The organism is Rhizobium sp. Leaf371, from assembly GCF_001424045.1.
Lineage (GTDB): Bacteria > Pseudomonadota > Alphaproteobacteria > Rhizobiales > Rhizobiaceae > Ferranicluibacter.
Genome location: NZ_LMQB01000023.1, coordinates 36,210 through 53,234 on the forward strand (window position 1 = coordinate 36,210; position 17,025 = coordinate 53,234).

The following is a 17,025-nucleotide window of genomic DNA, read 5'->3' on the forward strand; positions in this document are numbered from 1 at the left end:
CGGTTCCACATGAAGGTCCTTCGCAACAGGGACCATCGCCGCATGCCGTGGAAGAACGGCGGCGGCGAGACCGTGGAAATCGCCGTCTTTCCGCCGAGCGCCTCGCTGGAGACGTTCGGCTGGCGGATCAGCATGGCTTCGGTCGCGACGGATGGGCCGTTCTCGATCTTTTCGGGTGTGGACCGGACCCTGTCGATCCTGGACGGTCGGGGCATGGTGCTGGAGATCGCGGGGCGCGAACCCGTAACACTGACGGTGCAGGATGCGCCGCTGGCCTTTCCCGCCGATGCCGCGACCGACGCGACATTGGTGGATGGCGCGATCACCGATCTCAACGTGATGACACGGCGCGGGGCGTTCGGGCATACCGTCGAGCGGCGCATCATCGACGGCGCGACGGCGGTGACGCATCGGGGCGGGACGCTGATGCTGCTGTCGATGGGTGAGATCCGCGTGGGTTCGGTGCGGCTCGGTCGTCTCGATGCCATGCTGCTGGAGGGCGACGTCACCGTTGCGGCCGCTGAGCCGGTGGCGGTTTTTCTCGTGCGGATCGATACGGCGGAGGGGTTCTGACGGGTGGCCCCGTCCCTGTCATTTCCCGTGGGCTGTTTGATCCCGCGCGCTTCGGCGGCTGGTTTAGCAATCTTTCCATCTCGAGGAGGTGAGATGGCCGGGTTCCGGATCACGTCCGAAAGACGGGAGGAGAATGGGTCCGTCTCGCCGCTCAGAGCGACGGATTTTCGAGGTCCGCTTGCGTGCCCTTTGCGGCGATGAAGCGGTTCATGGCTTCGAACGAAAACGCTTCGATGGGCAGGGGCGTGCCGCCGTCGAGGGCGAGGTCGGCGAGGATTTCGCCGACGACGCTGGTGAACTTGAAGCCGTGGCCGGAACAGGGGGACGCCACGACGATGCGCGGGTCGGACGGCAGGAGGTCGATCAGGAAGTCCTCGCTCGGCAGCATGGTGTAACGGCAGGTCGTCGCGCGGACGCGCAGGCCGGCCGCAACCGGCAGCCGGTGGCGGACGAACGCGTCGAGCAGGTCCGTGTCGCGCGCATCGACCGGCGGATTGGGCGCATGCGGGTCGATTTCCTCCATGAAATGCGCGTGGCGCCCGACCTTGATGCCATCGACGCCGATGGCCGGGAAGCCGAAATAGGAGCCCCCCTCGCCCTCGTCGCGAATGAAGGCGGGCATGCGCTGCGGGGTGGTGACGAAGCCGTCCTTCGGCTGGTACCAGGCGACGACCTGCTTGATCGGCACGGCCTTGCCGGCGAGATCCGGAACGAGGTCGGCGATCCACGATCCCGTGGCGACGATGACCTTGCCGGCGCTGATGCGCCCGGTGGCGGTTTCGATCGCGATGCCATCGGTTTCCGGGTGGATGGCGATGACCTTCTCTCCGAAATGCAGGGCCGCGCCATCGCTCGCGGCGAGCTTCACATAGCCCATGACGGCGGCTTCCGGCCGGAGATAGCCGCCCTGCGGATCGAGCACCGCGATCTCGTCGTCATCGATCGCAAAGGCGGGATGGCGCGCGCGCAGGGTCGCCGCGTCCAGCGTTTCGGCAGACAGGCCGTAGATTTCGCTGCTCTTGCGGGTGCCGCTGACGATCTTGCTGTCGGGCAGGCCGATCTGCAGCACGCCGGTGATCGTCAAGATATCCTCGCGCAGCCGGCCCTCCATCGCCCGCCAATTGGCATAGGCGCGCTGCAGCAGCGGCACGTAGGAGGGATCTTCGAAATAGCCGAGGCGAATGAGCCGGCTATCGCCATGGGAGGAGCCGAGCCCATGGGCGGGATAAGAGGCATCGAACCCGATGACCGAGACGCCGCGGGCGGCCAGATGGGCCGCGGCCGCGCTGCCCATGGCACCGAGACCGACAATGGCGACATCGAAGCGGGCAGTCATGGGGAAATCCTTCCGGTCGTCGGCTTGTGCGTCATGGCATGCCGGTCGTCAACGGCCCGTCACGCTCTGCAGAGAGGGATAAACCATATCGCGGCGCAGGGCGCGAGAGGGAAATTTTTCAGCGATAATCGCGTCTGGTGGCCAGCGCCAGGCTTCAAGATGCGGGGCTCTCGACGGCGGGGATCGGCGGCAAAGTCGCCTGCGAGAACGTCGCGAAATCGAAGGCCGGCAGCGGGCCGGCCGTCATGAGGGTGAAATCGAACGAGGCTCTGCGGTCCGGGCCGAGCACGTATTGCCGGTGCACCCGCAGGAAATCGAGCTTGATGCGCTTGTAGCGCTCGGCCGTCAGGATGTGTTTCAGCCGGATCGTCACGATGCGCGCCGGCGGTGCATCGGGATGGCCGGAGGCTGCGACCACCTGCGCCTTGTAGAAATGGATCGAGTCCGTCAGGCATTGGACCTCCAGCCAGTCGAGCCCGGGCGCGCGTGCGAGTAGGCCGACACGGGCGCGCAGGCGGGTGGCCGGGCGAAGCAGCGCGCATTGCAGGATGGCGCCGCCGAGCGTGACGAAGGTGATGCGGTGCCCGCGCATCAAAGCCGGCTCGCGCTCCAGCAGAGCGCCGATGACATGGGCGGCGACGGTGGAGCCCATGCTGTGCGACGTGACCAACACCTCGTCGCAGCCCGTGTCGCGTGCCTCGACAAGCACCGCGCGCGCGGACGCGATGGCTGTTTCCAGCCAGCGGTCGACATCCGGACGATCGAGCGACGCCATGGCGACGGCAAGCTCCCAATCGGCAAAGAGATGGAGCGTGTGCAGCCGCTCGGCGGGGGGCATGAGACCGTAGCGGAACAGCGCGGCGGCGGCCGGCACGCTCCAGACGAGGTTCCACGCGGGGAAACCGAGGACCAGCGGAGCGAGTGCCACGCCGAGGGACGCGAGGACTGCCAGCGCGACCAGCAGAAACGGGAAGACGAAGAAGAGACCGAAGCGCCAGGCATGGCGGAAATAGCCGCTGAGCCCGCCCTGCCGGACCACCCGCGCCGCACTGGCATAACCTGCGAGCAGCCGCCGATGAAACGGCTTCTCCGCCAGCAGGGCGACCAGCCGGTGATGATCGAAGATGTGGACGCGGCTTTCCGTACCGGCCATCCCCGTGGCGCCCGTCCCCGTGGCGCCCGGCAATGCGCCGGTGACATCGAAGAAGGGGACATGTGCGCCGTCCACGAGAGGCCCGACGTCGAACGACAGGTCCCAGACGCGCGCGCTCTGGGCTGCGGCCCGGGCATAGCGCGCCCGATGCGCCTGCGCGTTCAGCGGCTCGAAGCCCGGGAAATGCAGGACGATCCGCCTGCGGACGATGGATGCGTCGCCTTGGATCATAAACCCACTCTCATCGTTCTTCCGGAGACCGGACTGCGCCCCCGCGGTTACCGAGCGGAATGTGGTGCGGCCAAAGCATGCCGCCGCTTCGTCACCGGACTTGCTCTTTTTAAGGTGTGATGCATATCCGTCTTCAGACGCTCCATGCATCAGCCTGGAGGGTTTGGCAATCCTGCCCCGTCCTGACAAGGATGATGTTCGGCTGCCGTTCATATTCGAGGGCGCACACAGGACGACGACATCTCTCTGCCGAAGGCGGCAACAGGGGACGTTCCGTTTTGCGCTCGTTGTCTTGCCGATTGCCACCTTGAAAGGTTGATCCCATGCGTGCCGTGCTCTCTGTCCTTCTTCTCTCCTCCACCGCGCTTCTCGCCGGCTGCGTCGATGACGGCTCCGTCGGCAACGGCGTTCGCTACGATAGCGGCCCGCGCTATTCGTCGAGCGGCGTCTACATCCGCCAGTCGCGCTACGACACCTATCGCACGCCCGTCTATGTCGAGCGCGACCGCCGTCCCAACTATGACCGGTATGACCGCTCCGACCGATCTGACCGTACACGGGACGACAACCGCGACCGCTACAGCAGCGACCGCCGCGTGCGCCGGGAAGCGGCAGACCGCGACGCCGGTGACAATGGCTACCGCCGCGACCGCGACGACGATCGCCGCGTGCCCCGCCGCCCCGTGGATATCTGCGAATATCCCTGCATCCGCTGATCCCCGCCGCCGATAACGGCAGGACGCGACGAAAACGAAACGGCGCCGCGCGCGCCGTTTCCTCGTGGCGCCGTTTCCTCGAGGTGCCGGGGCGCGCACAGCCAGATCCCTCTAGATTTCTCCCGATCCGCGCCTGACAGCACGGACCGACGGTTCGCCGGCCGGACGCTTGCGCCCGATCGGCGGCTCCTCGCACGCCGATGCCGTGTCTGCGGGTGCCATGTCTGCGAGTGCCATGTCAGCGGGCACCCCAAAAGGCGGAGCCCCATCAGCGCAAGACAGTGAGCGGGCGCCATTTCGGCAGACAATCGGCAAGGTTCTCACTGCCTAACGTTGTACTAAAAAATTCAAACTTTCTTTAGCTTGTCGCTGTAAGTTTTAGCGAACGGGCTGCAGGCATGATGCCGGCAGGTCCGACAGCATCCCATGACGCACTGGATTCTGCTGCCGCCCTGCCGGGGGCCGGCAAAGCCTTCGTGCGGCCATCATTCCCCATGCCCCCTCTTGCATCCCCCTTATGCCCCCACGCCCCGAATTTGCCCGCAACGCGCATCGAGAGAGCCCATGTCCCTTTTTGAAAATGCCAAGGTCGGCACCAAGTTGATGATCACGTCCGGCGTGAGCATTCTTCTCGTGATCGGCATGATCTCGAACCAGACGATCAGCGATGCGAAAACGGCCGAGGGCAATGCTCTCCTGGAGCGCGAGCAGATCGTTCTCGACGGAGTCGTCAATGCCAAGCTCGCCTTGAGCAATATGCGGTTTGCCTCGCGCGGGCTGCGTCTCGTCAACAGCGACGCCGAAGCGCAAAAGGCGATGGCCGACGTCAAGACCTATTTCGACAACGGGATCGCCGGGCTGCAGAAGCCGCTCGAGGTGGCGCCGGAGCGCGACACGCTGAAGCAGATCGCCGCACGGCTGACGGATTACCAGACGATTTCGCAGAAGCGCACCGGCGATATTCTGGCGGCGTTTCAAAAGGTTGGCGGCCGAAAGCTGACGCTCGAGGAGATGGCGGCCGCCGTCGCCACCACCGCGACCGACAACACGAAGGTTGCGGAAACCGCAAACCAGCTCATCAACGACGCCGTGAAGACCGCGACCGAGATCACCGCCGCAGCGAAGGCATCGCTGCAGGCGATGGTCGCGCAGGCCCGCACCATCTCGCTGGCCATCAACGCGGCGATCATTCTCCTTCTCATCGCATCCGCCATCGTTCTGGTGCGCAGCGTCGGTCGCCCGATCCGCCTGATGACGCAGGCCATGCGCCAGCTGGCGGCCGGCCAGACCGACATCGTGCTCGGCCACACCGCGCGCAAGGATGAGATCGGCGAGATGGCCGACGCCGTCGAGGTGTTCCGCCAGTCCGCCATCAGCAACAAGCGGCTGGAGCAGGAAGCGGAAGCCGCCCGCGCCCACGCCGAAGCCGAACGCGAGCGCCTGACGGCCGAAGCCGAGGCCTCTGCCCGCGAGCGCATGCAGCAGGCGACGTCGGGCCTCGCCACCGGCCTGCGCCGTCTTGCGAGCGGCGATCTCGGCTTCCAGCTCGATCAGGCCTTCGCACAGGATTTCGAGGCGCTTCGCCACGACCTGAACGGCGCCATCGCCCAGCTGTCCGCCACGCTTCTCTCCGTTGCCCAGGCGACGACGCAGATCGACAACGGCACGCGCGAGATCAGCCAGAGCACCGACGATCTCTCCCGCCGGACGGAGCAGCAGGCCGCATCGCTGGAAGAAACCGCCGCGGCGCTCGATGAAATCACCGTCAACGTCACGAACTCCTCGAAACGCGCCGAAGAGGCCCGCTCGGTCGCCGTGCAGGCGAACACGAGCGCCGGACATTCCGGACGGGTCGTGGCGGACGCGGTCGATGCCATGCAGAAGATCGAGCAGTCCTCGAGCCAGGTCGCCAACATCATCAGCGTCATCGACGAGATCGCCTTCCAGACCAATCTGCTCGCGCTCAACGCCGGCGTCGAAGCGGCACGCGCCGGAGAAGCCGGCAAGGGCTTTGCCGTCGTCGCCCAGGAAGTGCGCGAACTCGCCCAGCGCTCGGCCAAGGCTGCCAAGGAAATCAAGGACCTGATCCGCATTTCCTCGGTCGAGGTGCAGGGCGGCGTGAAGCTCGTCAGCGAAACGGGCGAGGCGCTGAAGACCATCGAAGGCTACATCGTCACCATCAACCAGCATATGGACGCGATTGCCACATCGGCCCGCGAGCAGTCGGTCGGCCTTTCGGAGGTCAACACGGCGGTCAACCAGATGGACCAGGTGACGCAGCAGAACGCGGCCATGGTGGAGGAAAGCAATGCGGCGAGCGCCACGCTTGCCGGCGAAGCCGAACGCCTGCGCGACCTCATCAGCCGCTTCCAGTTCGGCGACATCAAACGCGCCCCCTCCCGGGAGCCCGTCGCCGCCGCCAATGCCAGCCACCGCCCCGCCCCCTCCCCGGCCCGCAAGATGAACACCCAGATCGCCCGCTCCTTCGCCGGCAACGCCGCCGTGCAGCAGACCTGGGAAGACTTCTGATCCACTGGACGGAAGGTCGACAGCATGACGACGCCATCCGCGAGACATCGCGGGTGGCGTTTTCCATTGTGGCGCGTGTTGGTCAGTTTGACGGGAGGTTTCGGCAACGGCACATGAACAGACGCCGAGGAACCCGGGTGACCTCGTCAAAGATGTAATCCGTTGTCCGCCCGTCCTTGCCGGAACGGCTGTAGAGCTCGATGCGCGCGAATTGGTAGGCCAAATGGGGATACTCAAACGAATACCCGAATGGTGCCTACCGGCGGAGACCAGGGCAACAGAAAGTGAACTGTATAGACCGAATACAGCTTATCACTGCGTTCTAAGCATCGGCCATTTCTTAGAGACCCGGCGGGGCCTGATTGTTACCGCTGACAACGAGGCAATCGCGTAGTTGTCATCTAGTGAATTAGTCTCGCTATTACTTCTTCGGCAGATTGAATGCAAATAGTGCTCAATCCAACCACAACCCCAAAATAAACAGTTCGCAACCCTCAATACGTATGCTTTACAGAACAAAGATCGATACTGAAAATCGTCTGTAAAGGATGAAGCGGTGGCTCAGAAAAAAAAGGAAGGCGCGCTTACTGCGGCTGAAAAGCGAATTGTTAAAGGCCTTTTGGCCCAAAACTGGCGCAACCAAGACATTCAAGCCCGCGTTAACGAAGGCCGCAACGGAACCGTGAACGGAGCGCGCATCTCGGCTGTCAAAACGGACACACAACAGGAAGCTGCCACACCAGGAGAGGTGGAGTATTGGCTTAAATGGAAAAAAGCCATCGACCCTCAGACTGGGCTAAATCGGTACGACCATGAACACCTCATTCGCGCACGCGAAGCGACGATACTAGCCGTCCAAGTCTTCAACAGCGCGGGCTTAAAGTTTAAAACCGAAGTCTTTTGCATGCTGGCGAATGTTGCCTGGACATACCTCATACACGAACACTACACGCGTCAGGCGGTGAACATCGTAAAGCCCGATGGCAAGACCATGGCACTTTCGGAGCTCTGTAGCCGCAATGACTTTCCGACGAGCGAGGGTATCAAGCAGAACCTCCGAGCGTTGAAAATTTTGCGCGATGAGGTGGAGCACAAGCTCCTCGGTAAGGCAGATATAAAGTGGATTGGGATCTTTCAGGCATGCTGCCTGAATTTCAATAAGACAATTTGTGAGCTGTTTGGCGAGCATTTGAGCCTCGCCGCCGAACTCTCCTTCGCGCTTCATTTCGCGAAGATGAACCTTGAGCAGGCATCCAAGCTCAACCAATACGAACTACCGGGTCACATCGACGCTATTGATGCGAACGTTAGGGAAGGCATGACACCAGATCAAATTAATAGCATAGAATTTCAGTTCCGGGTCATCTACACGCTGGATGCCGCTTCGAAGTCGCACGCGCATTTCCAGTTCGTGAACCCGGAATCACAGGCAGGTAAGGAAATCCACAACGTTCTTGCGAAGAAGGTCGCGGCTGACGAGCTTTTCCCGCATAAGCCCTCTGTCGTTGTTTCCTTAGTTGCCGCGCAGGCGGGTGTCCCATTTACCTCGAATGACCACATCAAGGCTTGGAAGCTCTTCAAGGTTAGGCCGAAGAATGGCGCGGGGCAACCAGGCAACACAGACAAGCGATACTGCATCTACCACCCTGCTCATAAAGATTACACATACTCGGACGAATGGGTGGCGCGGCTGCTGGAAGAAACTAACGACACTGATCGGCTTGCCGCAGTCAGAGCAACGAAGTTGTAGTTTCATTCTCACCGATGGCGCATCTAGCCAAGCGTGATAACAACGATTTATTCGATGCCAGAGTGCCATCTAAATACAGAGGAATTCTAGTGAGCGCCACGAGTGACCAATTGGCTATTCTCAGGTATCTGCATCAGCGTTTAGCTAACGGAGATTCGCGGTACTGCACGATAGCGACAATCAAGAAAAATACGGGGCTTGAGAATTCGAACCAATACCTACTAGCCCTTACGGATGACTTAGAATCCGCGGGTTTGGTTATCACTCGTCAGGCATACCAAATGTCCGGCGGCAGACTATTTCAGATCACTGCTGCAGGGTTTGATGCAGTTGAGAACGGAAATATTACAGTCCGGTTAGACAGTGCAGCGTGGACTGGCCGTTTTGATCTTTCGGAAAATCAAAAATCTGAGATACGACGCATTCTTAGAGAAATGCGAGTAATCATCGAAACATCTAGGCTGTCAAATGCTCGTACCGCAAATGCGATGGCACTGATAGAGTCGGCCGAGAAGTTGGTTGAGACCCCCGACCCTCTATGGCCCGAAATCATGCGTCTCCTACGCTCTCCGACGCTTTCCGGAATAACTGGAATTGCTGGGCTTTTAATGGCGTTCGTGCAGATTGTCATGGCAGCAGCAGGTTCGTAGTACGTACTCTCACTACATTCTATTGCCTTCGTATCACAAACGGTACGACACTCCCCGCCGCGAGAACTATTCAGATTTTCAAGTCTCTGATTTTATTGTGGAAAAATGGTACGGTTGGGGGGTCTCGAACCTCCGACCTCAGGTGCCACAAACCTGCGCTCTAACCAACTGAGCTACAACCGCACGAACAAGCATGTCGCTTGGCCGCGTCATTACGGCCATGGGTTCGGTTTGGCAAGTCCGAACTTCGATTATTCGCCAAAAAACCGGGCGGTTTCCCGTCCGGTTCTGGATTCAGACAGCGTTCAAGGCGGCTCGATCAGGTGCGGGTGATGCCCGACATGGCCTTTTCGGCGGCGTCCTTGGTCGGCTTGACGAGGTTTTCGGCAACCTTGCGGGTGGTTTCCTGCATGGCGCGGGCCTGCTCCATGGCAAGCTCGGCCTGCTTGCGGATGAAGGCCGTCTGCAGTTCGAAGACTTCCGACAGCGACTTGCAGGCGATCAGCGCTTCCATGTGGGAGAGCGACGTTTCGGCATTGGTGCGCAGCGCGTCGATGGCCTTCAGGCTCAGCTCGACCGTACCGGACTGGGCGCTCTCGACCGTGGCTTCCAGCGTCTTGCCGGCTTCTTCCGCCGCCGTCTTCATCTTCGCATAGGCTTCGCGGGACTGGGTCGCGCCCTTTTCGGCGAAGTCGCGGAAGGTTTCGGTGACCTTGTTCGGGTCGAAATTCGCGGTGGAGAAGATGTCCTGGGTCATCGGCTTGTCCTGGCTGGTTTGGCTGGCTGGTGTGGCTGCCCGCTGTCGAGCGACAACGGTTTTTCGTCTCTGCACTCTCTCTAGCATCGTTTATGTTGCAGTGCAACATAATTTTGCATCGCACCATGCGCCATTTCGGTACATTAACCTTGCATTAGGAAAGAGGCCGGTTTTCACTGCGAAAGCGTCGTGCAAACTGGACCCTTCCGGGGGTCGCGGGTATTAATAGTCTATTAACGCATCCGGAGACCCGAGACCTCCGCAAGAGCCGGATAGAAGTATGCCCGTGAAATCCTACCCCTTCATCGACATCGCCGTGCATGACCGCGTGCGGGAGCATTTTGCGCGGGGCGACGCGGCCATTCTGTTTGCGCCGGATCTTTCGCGCGTGCTGTGGTCGAATGGCGAAGGTGCCGCGCTGTTCGGGCTGGGGTCTATCTATGATTTCCTCGATAGCGGACTGGACGGCGGGGCCGGCGTGGCGGGCGTCGCCTTCCGGCAGTTGCAGGCGACCGCGCGCCAGCTGCGGGAGATCGGGGAAACGCGCCGCTTTATAATGCGCCTGTCCTCAGGCTTCCGGAGCACGACCGTGAACGCCGCGCTGGCGCTGATCCATGTGCGGGCGGGCGAACGGGCGATCCTCTTTACCGCGCCGCGCGCAGCCCCCACACGGGGCGGCCTCCCCGCCTCTGTTTCGGACACCGCCGCGCGGATGATTTCCGGCTTCGACGACCCGGACACGCATATGGCGGTGCTCGATGGCGACGGGGCCGTGCTTGCCGCCTCGCCGCAGTTTCAGGCACTCGGCATGACGCAGCAGACGCTTCTGTCGCTGGTCGAAGCCGTCGGCCGCGATAGCGACTGGTTGCTGAAGCGTCCCGTTCTGACCGGCAAGGGTACGCTGCCGGCAGCCATCGGCAAGGTTTCGGCCGATCCGGCGCTGCACCTGCTCTTCGCGGTGGAGACGATCCTCGGGCATATGGATGCGACGACCGACATTGGCGCGCCGGCGCAAGCCGTGGCTGCGCCGGAGGCGGTTTTGGTGCCGGATACGATCGCAGAGCCGCGCGAGAAGGAACTGCCGGAAACGATTGCGGCGCCAGCGCCGACCGAGACCGATGTTGAACCCGACACGGCGGTCGCCGATCTGGTCGAGCCGATCGCGCCCTTGCACGATGAGGATGCGGACGAGGACGGTGCGGACGCGCCGGCAGACGCCATCCATGGGAATGAGGACGAAAGCATCGCTGACGGCTCCGAGGAAGAGGTGCCCGGCGATGCGGTGACGGAGACGGTTGACGACCGTCTGCCGGTGGAAGAGCCTGCGGATGTCGTACCGCTCGGCACTGCCACCCAAAGCGATGACGCGGAACATGCGCGCATCGACACGGCCGATGCCGACGCGCAGGATGATGAACGTGCCGACGAGCCTGTCGAGGTCGCCGCGACGAATGACGCGCTGAGTGCCGAGGGCGCGGTCGCCGACACGGCGGAGATTCCGACGGACGGCGCGGACGAAAGTGACGAGGTCGCCGGTCTTGAGCCCGCGGGCTTCGTGTTCGATCCGGCCATGCGCTCCATCCGGTTTGTCTGGAAGATCGGGGCCGACGGGCGCTTCAGCGAAATTTCGCGCGAGTTCGCGCTCGCCGTCGGCCCGCAGGCCGCGGATGTTCTGGGGCAGAGTTTTGCGGATCTCGCCGCGCGCTTCGCGCTCGACCCCGACAGGACCATCGTCGATCTGTTGAACCGGCGCGATACCTGGTCGGGCAAGACCGTGCTGTGGCCGGTCGAGGGCGAAGCGCTGTGCGTTCCCGTCGACCTCGCGGCTCTGCCGACATACTCGCGCAACCGGGAGTTCGACGGTTTCCGCGGCTTCGGCATCGTGCGGGTTTCCGACGCTGTCGCAGACCCCTCGGCCCGTGGGCTCAACCTTGCCGCGCTGCCCGCCATCGCTCATCCGGCGCTTGCCGCTGAAGACGCAGAATTGACGCGCACGGACGAGACTGCGCCCGTGCCGGACGAACATGCCGGAGGCGATGCGCGGCGCGAGACGCTTGAGGATGACGGATCTTTCTTCCTTGCGACGGACGATGCGACGTCGTCGGCCGAAGAGGCCAATGCCGCCGCGTCCGAGACGGATGGCCCCGACCCTGCCGAGGACGGGCTGCCGCGCGATCCCTTCATGGGCGAACGCCCGGCCCTCAAGCTGGTGGAAACGCCCTTGCGGCGGCATTCCGACAAGGTCGTGCCGATCGACAACGCCCGCCTGGCGGGCAGCGAGACCCTGACGCGGAGCGAGCAGGCCGCCTTCCGCGAGATCGCGCGGCAATTGACGACGACCTTCGGCAAGCGGACGGAGCCGCCGGTCGAGGACGGGACGGACGCTGGCGCGCCGGATGTCGGGGCCGACGACAGCACGCGCCTTCGCGACGAAACGCAGAGTGAGGATGCGCTGACGGACGAGGCTGCGGCGACGGAAGGTGAGGACGCGCCCGTGGCGGCGGAGCTGGAAATCCGTGACGCGGCGACATCGGGAGATGCGGTCGGCGCCGAGATTGCCGACGACAATGCAAGATCGATGTCCGACGAGGAGGCCGATGCCGCGCCCCTCCAGGAGGCTGGAGCTGCGGCCGAGCCTGAGCCCGACGACACGACGGTAGCCGACGAAGCAATCGACGGGGATGCCGCCGCGGCCGGCGCCACGGATGATCGGGATGTGGCGCTGAGCCCGGCGATGATCGACCGCATGGAGAGCGCGGTGCTGATCCATAGCGGCGACGAACTCTATCATGCGAACGCTGCTTTTCTCGCGCTGACCGGCTATCAGACGCTGCAGGATCTGCGCGTTGAGGGCGGCATCGACGCGCTGTTCGTCGGCGAGGATGAAGGCATTCTCGACGTGCCCCCGGGTGCCATGATGATGATCCGCAACGACGGACGCCTCGTGCCGGTGACGGCGCGGCTGCAGGCCATGCGGTTCGACGACAAGGGCGTTGCGCTGATGATGTCGCTGGCCGTGGCGGAAACGCCGGCGGAGACGACTCCCGATGCGGGCGAAACGCCGATCGAGGAATTGGCTTTTGCCGAGCCTGAGGCAAGCACGGCCGAGACCGTTGAGGCGACCGCTTTAGGTTCGACAATACTTACCAATAACGACGCCATCGTGGCGGCGGAGGCGCGGGCCGAGGCGCTTCGGATCGAGACCGAGGAGCTTCGCGCCATTCTGGAAACGGCGACGGACGGCGTGGTCGTGATGGGCGCGGAGGGCGATATCCGCTCGTTGAACCGCTCGGCCAACGCGCTGTTCAACTACAATGATGCGGATGTCATTGGTAAGCCATTTGCTACATTGTTTGCCCATGAAAGCCAGCGTGCGGTGATGGATTATCTCGCGGGCCTCGCCGGCCATGGGGTTGCCAGCGTGCTCAACGACGGACGCGAAGTGATCGGCCGGGAGGCCTCCGGCGGGTTCATACCGCTGTTCATGACCATGGGCCGCCTCTCCTCTTCCAATGGCTACTGCGCCGTCATTCGCGACATCACGCAGTGGAAGCGCACAGAGGAAGAACTGCGCAGCGCCAAGCGCGCGGCGGAAACGGCCAATGCGCACAAGACCGATTTTCTGGCGCGCGTCAGCCATGAGATCCGCACGCCACTGAATGCGATCATCGGCTTTTCCGACATGATGGCGAGCGAGCATTTCGGCCCGATCGGCAGCGCCCGCTACATCGAATATGCGAGCGACATCGGTCGCTCGGGTCGCCATGTGCTTGATATCGTCAACGATCTCCTGGATATCTCGAAGATCGAAGCCGGCGAAATGGAGCTGGACTTTGCCGCCGTCGAGATCAACGAGGCGGTTTCCGAAGCCGTATCGCTGGTGCAGCCGCAGGCCAATGCGCAGCGTGTCATCATCCGCACCTCGCTGTCGACCTCGGTCCCCAGCGTCGTTGCCGACAACCGGTCGATCAAGCAGATCGCGCTCAACATTCTCGCCAACGCCATCCGCTTCACGCCGGCCGGCGGGCAGATCGTGGTGTCCACCGCTTATGAGGCGAATGGGAGCGTGATGCTGCGCATCCGCGATACCGGGGTCGGCATGACGCGGACCGAGCTTGAACAGGCGATGAAGCCATTCCGCCAGGTCACGACCGGCGCCCGCAAGCGGGGCGAAGGAACCGGACTCGGCCTGCCGCTGACGAAGGCCATGGCCGAAGCCAACCGCGCTCTGTTTTCCATCAACTCGGCGCCGAACGAGGGAACGCTTGTGGAGATCACCTTCCCGTCGCAGCGGGTGCTGGCCAACTGATTGCGAAGCCTTCGCTAAGGCAGGTATTCCGCAAGGGAGGCATTTCGAAAGGGAGGCAGCCATGAAAGGCTGCCTCAAGTTGAATGCTTTCGAACACGTACAGACGACATCATGTCGGAGATCCGGCCTTGCCGGCACATGGCGCATCATGGCCACGCGAGAGCCCGACAATGCGCATGGCGGCATAACGAAGTCTTAACGCCGGCTCCCTGCAATCGTGTGATTGAAACACGATCCGAAACATCCAGAGCGTGTCGCAATCCGACAGGACCGGGCCTTGCGCGGTCCTTGGACCTTCCCCACGTCCCGCAAGGCCGTCGGACACATTTGCGTGACAGGCTAGATGTCTTGAGATCTTAGAGGTCCAGCACCTCCGGATTGCCGAGCGCCTCCCTATTCTTCACGAGACGCCCGTGCACGATCTCGCGGGAGGCCCGACGCCAGCCAGTTCCGATCAATCCAGCCACGGTGGTGGAGTCGAACAGCCGTTCGCCGGTCGTCAGGCCGCAATGCAGGACATGGCCCTTCAGATACTGGACGGACGTGCCATCGGCCGAATGCGCCATGCATTTCGGTACGCCCGTGATGCCCGCGGAAGAGAGAATGCAGAGCGGACGGAAACGGTAGCCGGCAAAATGACGCTTCGCGCGCCTCGAAAGCGCACACGGCGCGGATTATCCTCCATCGACCTCTGTGGAACTGTGCGGCGGTGTCGCGCCTGTCTCTTCTCTCCACATGACGAAAGCCCGGCAGAGGTCTTGCCGGGCTTTCGATCACGACCGGCGGCTGGATCAGCCGCGGCCCTGGGTCACGATGACAGGGATCATCAGGTCGCCCCAGTTGCCTTCGCCGGCGTGGTGGCGGGCGGAACGGACGAGCTCGACCGAAACGCCGGCCTCGACGGCCTTCATGATGGTGTGGTTCAGGCGGTGCAGATCGTTGGCGACCATGCGGATCGCAGCCTGCTGATCGGTGGTCATGCTGGATGCCTGTTCGTCTGCGCGTTCCTTGACGCGGGTCTGGATCGTCATCGTCGTCGTCCTTTCTTATTGGCGTTTCTTATCGGCGTTTTGAAGCGTTTCAGGTGATGGGCCGGGCATGGATGGTCGTCGTGTGGCCATTGACGCGAAGGCGGGCGCGAACCGGCTTCGTTGCCTGATCGCCGGACCTTGCAACCAAGGCAGGGACGAAATCTCTCTGGCGGAGGTCCTTCCAGAGGCGGTTCGCGCCGTTGAAGGCCGGCAGGAAGCGATCGGCGACCAGGCCAAAAAGGCGCGCCATATCTTTCACCGGAAAGCGTTTCACGATGGCGCCGACATTCCTGCTCAAGGCGGATGGCATCGTCGTGTCAAATTCGGTCATGGGATCCTCCTCTCTTCTGGAACGCTGCGAAGGATGTCTCCATCCCACTCACGTTCCATATTCGGAGATGTAGCGGAGCGCGGTTTCTTTCGCCAATGGTTTCATAGGTTTGAGATAGCGAAAGAGGTTATGCTGTCTTGTCTTTTACATCACGGCTCTGTAATATTGTAAAAATAGTCAAAGCCCTGAGGGTCAGCGCGGTGTCAAAGGTGTAATGGCCGAAAACAAGATCTTTGCCGGGCCGCGGGTCCGCCGTATCCGCAACGGGCTCTCGCTGACGCAGACGGCGATGGCCGAGGCGCTCGGCATTTCGCCGTCCTATCTCAACCTGATCGAGCGAAACCAGCGGCCGCTGACGGTTCAGCTCCTCCTGAAGCTCGCCGCCGTCTACCAGATCGACCTTGCCGAGTTGCGCGGACAGGCTGGCGACAGTCTCGGCGAGCTTCGTGCCGTGTTTTCAGATCCGCTGCTGTCGGGCGAGCTGCCGGGCGATCAGGAGCTGATCGAGATCGCGGAAGCAGCGCCGAATGCGGCCATGGGGTTGATCAAGCTCTACCGGGCCTATCAGGAGCAGGGTTCCCGGCTGAAGGACCTGACGCGCCTGCTCTCCGGGCAGGACCAGGCCGCAGCGCTCAGCGGCGCCCGCCTGCCGATGGACGAGGTGCGCGAGATCTTCGAGAACCGGCCCTATCATTTCCCGCAGATCGATGCCGCGGCCGAGGCGTTCCATCAGCGACTGAGCCCCGGCGACGATCTGCAGACGGTGCTGAAGGACTGGTTGCGGCGTGACCATGGCCTCGTCGTGCGCACTCTGCCGATCCATGTCATGCCGGATCTTCGCCGCCGGTTCGATCGGCATTCGTTGCGCCTGTTCCTGTCGGAGCGGCTTTCGGCCGAGGACCAGCTCTGCGAGATCGCCATGGAAGCCGCGCATTTCGCCATGCCGGAGGCACTGGCCGAAGAGCTCGAGGGGCTGCCGCTCACCTCCGGCGAGGCGCGGCGCATCGCCCGGTTCGAGCTTGCCCGCTATGCGGCTCTGGCGCTGATGATGCCGTATGCGACCTTTCTCGACCTCTGTCGGCGCGTCCGGTTCGACATCGACCTCGTGCGGGTTCGGATGCGGGTGAGCTTCGAGCAGGCGGCCAGCCGCATGGTGACGCTGCAGCGGAGCGGTGCGCTCGGGCCTCCCTTCTTCCTCATGGAAATCGACCATGCCGGCAACCGGCTGCGCGCGCGGGGCGCGACCGGCTTTCCGCACCGGGCCTTCGGCGGCGGATGCGTGAAGCTGAACGTGCACGCGACCTTTGCCCAGCCGGGGCAGATCCTGGTCGAGCGGGCCGAGATGCCGGGCGGCGTCGGCTTCCTGCTCGTCGCGCGCACCACGGACGGGCCGCGTTCGGGTTTCAACGAGCGGGTGCGGCGCACCGCACTTCTGCTCGGCTGCGAGGGCGCCCAAGCCGCCGAGACGGCCTATGCCGCGGTCTGTGAGCCCCCGCTTGCCATCGGCACCGCCTGTCGCCTCTGCGAACGCCAGGGCTGTCTCGCGCGGGCCGAACCGCCGGTTACGCGGCCGCTCGGGCTGGACGAGATGGTGGCCGGACTGAGCGTCTTCGACTTCCAGTGAAGGCGAGGCGAACCATGGCACCACCGGCTTGGCTT

General features: G+C 63.0%; 12 protein-coding genes, 1 tRNA gene and 1 pseudogene. 7 read left to right on the plus strand and 7 right to left on the minus strand.

Translation table 11 applies throughout. The annotated features are described in order from the left end of the window. The first annotated feature begins 9 nt into the window (after positions 1 to 9). Complete coding sequence (locus ASG39_RS10925; protein ID WP_062595042.1) at positions 10 to 573, plus strand: HutD family protein; 564 nt, start codon at positions 10 to 12, stop codon at positions 571 to 573. Positions 574 to 724: 151 nt separating this feature from the next. Here the strand turns inward: ASG39_RS10925 and solA are convergent, their stop codons facing one another. Continuing rightward, on the minus strand, positions 725 to 1,909 hold the full coding sequence (solA, locus tag ASG39_RS10930; RefSeq protein ID WP_062595043.1) for an N-methyl-L-tryptophan oxidase: 1,185 nt from the start codon (positions 1,907 to 1,909) through the stop codon (positions 725 to 727). Positions 1,910 to 2,063: 154 nt separating this feature from the next. Next, positions 2,064 to 3,293 (minus strand): hypothetical protein, encoded by a 1,230-nt coding sequence (locus tag ASG39_RS10935; protein ID WP_062595044.1) that lies wholly within the window; start codon positions 3,291 to 3,293, stop codon positions 2,064 to 2,066. A 323-nt stretch (positions 3,294 to 3,616) separates the two neighbouring features. Here ASG39_RS10935 and ASG39_RS10940 point away from each other — a divergent pair, with 323 nt between their 5' ends. From ASG39_RS10940 to ASG39_RS23880, 4 genes are all read left to right on the plus strand, one after another. After that, positions 3,617 to 4,009 carry a hypothetical protein gene (locus tag ASG39_RS10940; protein WP_062595045.1) on the plus strand — a complete coding sequence of 131 codons (393 nt, stop codon included), beginning with the start codon at positions 3,617 to 3,619 and terminating at the stop codon, positions 4,007 to 4,009. Between the two features lie 564 nt (positions 4,010 to 4,573). Then, positions 4,574 to 6,538 (plus strand): HAMP domain-containing methyl-accepting chemotaxis protein, encoded by a 1,965-nt coding sequence (locus tag ASG39_RS10945; RefSeq protein ID WP_062595046.1) that lies wholly within the window; start codon positions 4,574 to 4,576, stop codon positions 6,536 to 6,538. A 556-nt stretch (positions 6,539 to 7,094) separates the two neighbouring features. Further along, positions 7,095 to 8,288: a DUF3644 domain-containing protein gene (locus ASG39_RS10950; protein ID WP_062595047.1), complete on the plus strand. Its 1,194-nt coding sequence runs from the start codon at positions 7,095 to 7,097 to the stop codon at positions 8,286 to 8,288. An 89-nt stretch (positions 8,289 to 8,377) separates the two neighbouring features. Beyond that, positions 8,378 to 8,938: a hypothetical protein gene (locus ASG39_RS23880; RefSeq protein WP_156468128.1), complete on the plus strand. Its 561-nt coding sequence runs from the start codon at positions 8,378 to 8,380 to the stop codon at positions 8,936 to 8,938. A 106-nt stretch (positions 8,939 to 9,044) separates the two neighbouring features. On the opposite strand, the gene ASG39_RS10955 is transcribed toward ASG39_RS23880, so the two are convergent. Further along, a tRNA-His gene (locus ASG39_RS10955) sits at positions 9,045 to 9,121 on the minus strand. Positions 9,122 to 9,257: 136 nt separating this feature from the next. Then, a complete protein-coding gene (locus ASG39_RS10960) occupies positions 9,258 to 9,695 on the minus strand; it encodes a phasin (protein WP_062595048.1) in 438 nt (145 codons plus the stop codon). A gap of 280 nt (positions 9,696 to 9,975) precedes the next feature. On the opposite strand from ASG39_RS10960, the gene ASG39_RS10965 reads away from it, so the two are divergent. Then, positions 9,976 to 14,004 (plus strand): PAS domain-containing sensor histidine kinase, encoded by a 4,029-nt coding sequence (locus tag ASG39_RS10965; RefSeq protein ID WP_062595049.1) that lies wholly within the window; start codon positions 9,976 to 9,978, stop codon positions 14,002 to 14,004. 429 nt (positions 14,005 to 14,433) lie between these two features. Here the strand turns inward: ASG39_RS10965 and ASG39_RS10970 are convergent. From ASG39_RS10970 to ASG39_RS10980, 3 genes and pseudogenes are all read right to left on the minus strand, one after another. Continuing rightward, positions 14,434 to 14,640: pseudogene (locus ASG39_RS10970) on the minus strand (acetoacetate--CoA ligase); the annotation flags it as partial. A 155-nt stretch (positions 14,641 to 14,795) separates the two neighbouring features. Then, on the minus strand, positions 14,796 to 15,035 hold the full coding sequence (locus ASG39_RS10975) for a hypothetical protein (RefSeq protein WP_062595051.1): 240 nt from the start codon (positions 15,033 to 15,035) through the stop codon (positions 14,796 to 14,798). A gap of 49 nt (positions 15,036 to 15,084) precedes the next feature. Next, positions 15,085 to 15,366: a hypothetical protein gene (locus ASG39_RS10980; RefSeq protein ID WP_062595052.1), complete on the minus strand. Its 282-nt coding sequence runs from the start codon at positions 15,364 to 15,366 to the stop codon at positions 15,085 to 15,087. Between the two features lie 214 nt (positions 15,367 to 15,580). Between ASG39_RS10980 and ASG39_RS10985 the strand changes: the two genes are divergently transcribed. Then, positions 15,581 to 16,990, plus strand: a complete 1,410-nt coding sequence (locus tag ASG39_RS10985; RefSeq protein ID WP_062595053.1) for an XRE family transcriptional regulator — start codon at positions 15,581 to 15,583, stop codon at positions 16,988 to 16,990. The last annotated feature ends 35 nt before the right edge of the window (positions 16,991 to 17,025 follow it).